A 2,043-nucleotide genomic window follows, 5' to 3' on the forward strand; every position below is an offset into this window, starting at 1 on the left:
GGCAGCTGGGGCCGGGGATCCTGGTCAACGGTGGGGCTCTGCCAGTCCTGCTGGGCGTCGGGGGCGGCCGTCATCATCCGGCGCATGGTGGCCATCATGGCGAGCATGTTCGGCTCGTTGAAAGTAATCACCCAAGGCACCCCGTCCAGGATCGTGGTTGCTTCGGCCACATAGGAGGTGAACCTCTCGATCGCCCTCTCTCCCAGCCATCCCCCTTCTTCGGCAAACCACTGCGGGGTGGTGAAGTGGTTCAGGGTCACGACCGGTGTGAGCCCGAGTCCGAGGGCGGTGTCGATCATCCGGCGGTAGTGGGCGAGCTCGGCGCGGGAGAACCGGCCAGGCAGCGGTTCGATCCGGGCCCATTCGATCCCGAAGCGGTAGGAGTTGAGGCCCGCGTCGGCGAGCAGCTTCATGTCCTCGGCGTAACGGTGATAGCTGTCGATGGCGTCGCCGCTGGGTTCCATGCCGGGGACGGTCTGCTCTTGGATCCACCAGTCGCTGTTGATGTTGTTGCCCTCGATCTGGTGAGGTGCGGTRGAGGCGCCCCAGAGGAAGCCRGGCGGGAAGTTGTTCATAGTCAGGTCCTTTCTCCGCGGCGCGGCCGCGGAATCGTTGTTCGGGATTCGTAGYTTCGGAAGAYGTGGATAAGGTGCAGCCGCGGGCGGARGGAACCCTGGTCCGCCGACGACTTAGGGCGGGGGACATGCGGGCTGAAGGCGCATTCACTCCACACTGGGCAGGACACGTTTTTGGCCCGTGGTCCAGCCGCCAGCTTGAATCCTTTCAATTGCAGCGCTGGCAAATTGCCTGCTTAGGCGGCTGACCATCCGCCGTCGCTGGGCAGGATGGCTCCGTTCACGTTGAGCGAGTCATCGCTCAACAGCCAGGTAATCGCTGCGGCGAGCCTTTCCGCGTCCGCGACGGGGGAGCCGATTGCCTGCATCAACGGGAAGATCCGGCTGGCTGCGAATTCGCTGCGGACCGCYGCTTCGATGTTCGTGGCGACCGCACCSGGGGCCACGGCGTTGGYCCGCACGCCTTGCGGACCGTACATGAACGCCGTGTTTTTGGTCAGTCCGATGACCGCGTGCTTCGATGCCGTGTAAGCGGCACCCGCCGCGGAGCCTCGGAGCGCGGCTTCGGAGGCGACATTCACAATCGAGCCGCCGCCTGCCTCGATGAGCATAGGCAGGGCGGCGCGGGTCAGACGCATCGGCGCGGTGACGTTGACGCGCATTACCCGGTCCCACGTCTCGTCGTCGAGCTCACCGACAGGGAGGAAGCCATCCATGATTCCGGCGACGTTCGCCAACCCGTGGAGTCGGCCTTCGCAAGCTTCGGCGATCGCGTCGACCGTTCGCAGGTCGGAGACGTCCCCTGTGATGGTCCTGACGTCTRSTCCGGGGAGCGATGCCTTGAGTTCGTCGAGTCGCTCGGCGAACACATCGGAGGCGACGAGCCGGGCGCCCTCCTCGGCGAGGCGGACGGCGGTCGCTCGTCCGATGCCGGAGCCAGCCCCGGTAACGATGACGGTCTTWCCGGYGAACCGGGCTTCTGTTGTCATGCTGATTCCTTTGCATCTTTGCGGTAGTTCGCGGGTTCAGATTCCCGCGGCACGGGGGTGGGTGCGGGTAGTGATTTGTTCAGATCGTCGCGATAAGCTCTTCGATCTTTCTCTTCGTGTCCATGGCGGCCTCGCCGGTGAGGGCGCGGAAGGCCTGTGCGASCTCGTTGGGGAAATCGAATGAGGGGTCGATGAGCCACTGGGCCCGGAGGCCGCTCCAGAGCGCCATCATCTGTCGGGCGGTGCTCTTCGGGTCAAGGCCGGGCCGGGCTCGCCCTTCGCCCTGTCGCCGCTTGATCGCCGCGGCGTAGGCCAGGATGGCGTTCTCGTTGTGCTTCTTCATGTACTGGTGTGCCGGGTGCTCGGGGTTCGGGGCCTCGGCTTCGAGGGCGAGGAGGAGGCGGACGGTGGTCTCCTCCGTGAGGACCAGACGCGCCGCCCCGGCAGGGTCCCAGTCGCCGGAGACCAGCTCGCTAGCC

Annotated in this window: 2 protein-coding genes and 1 pseudogene; all 3 read right to left on the minus strand. The window is 65.7% G+C overall.

Annotation, left to right across the window (positions count from 1 at the left end; all coding sequences use genetic code 11):
• Nucleotides 1-575: family 1 glycosylhydrolase (locus AB4Z38_RS25500; protein WP_441432305.1), on the minus strand; the 575-nt coding region annotated here is incomplete at its 3' end.
• A 236-nt stretch (nucleotides 576-811) separates the two neighbouring features.
• On the minus strand, nucleotides 812-1,564 hold the full coding sequence (locus AB4Z38_RS25505; RefSeq protein WP_441432306.1) for an SDR family NAD(P)-dependent oxidoreductase: 753 nt from the start codon (nucleotides 1,562-1,564) through the stop codon (nucleotides 812-814).
• Between the two features lie 79 nt (nucleotides 1,565-1,643).
• Nucleotides 1,644-2,043, minus strand: a pseudogene (locus AB4Z38_RS25510) (hypothetical protein); the annotation flags it as partial.

Origin of the sequence: Arthrobacter sp. 2RAF6 (assembly GCF_052115205.1) — a bacterium.
In the GTDB taxonomy this organism is placed as follows: domain Bacteria; phylum Actinomycetota; class Actinomycetes; order Actinomycetales; family Micrococcaceae; genus Arthrobacter.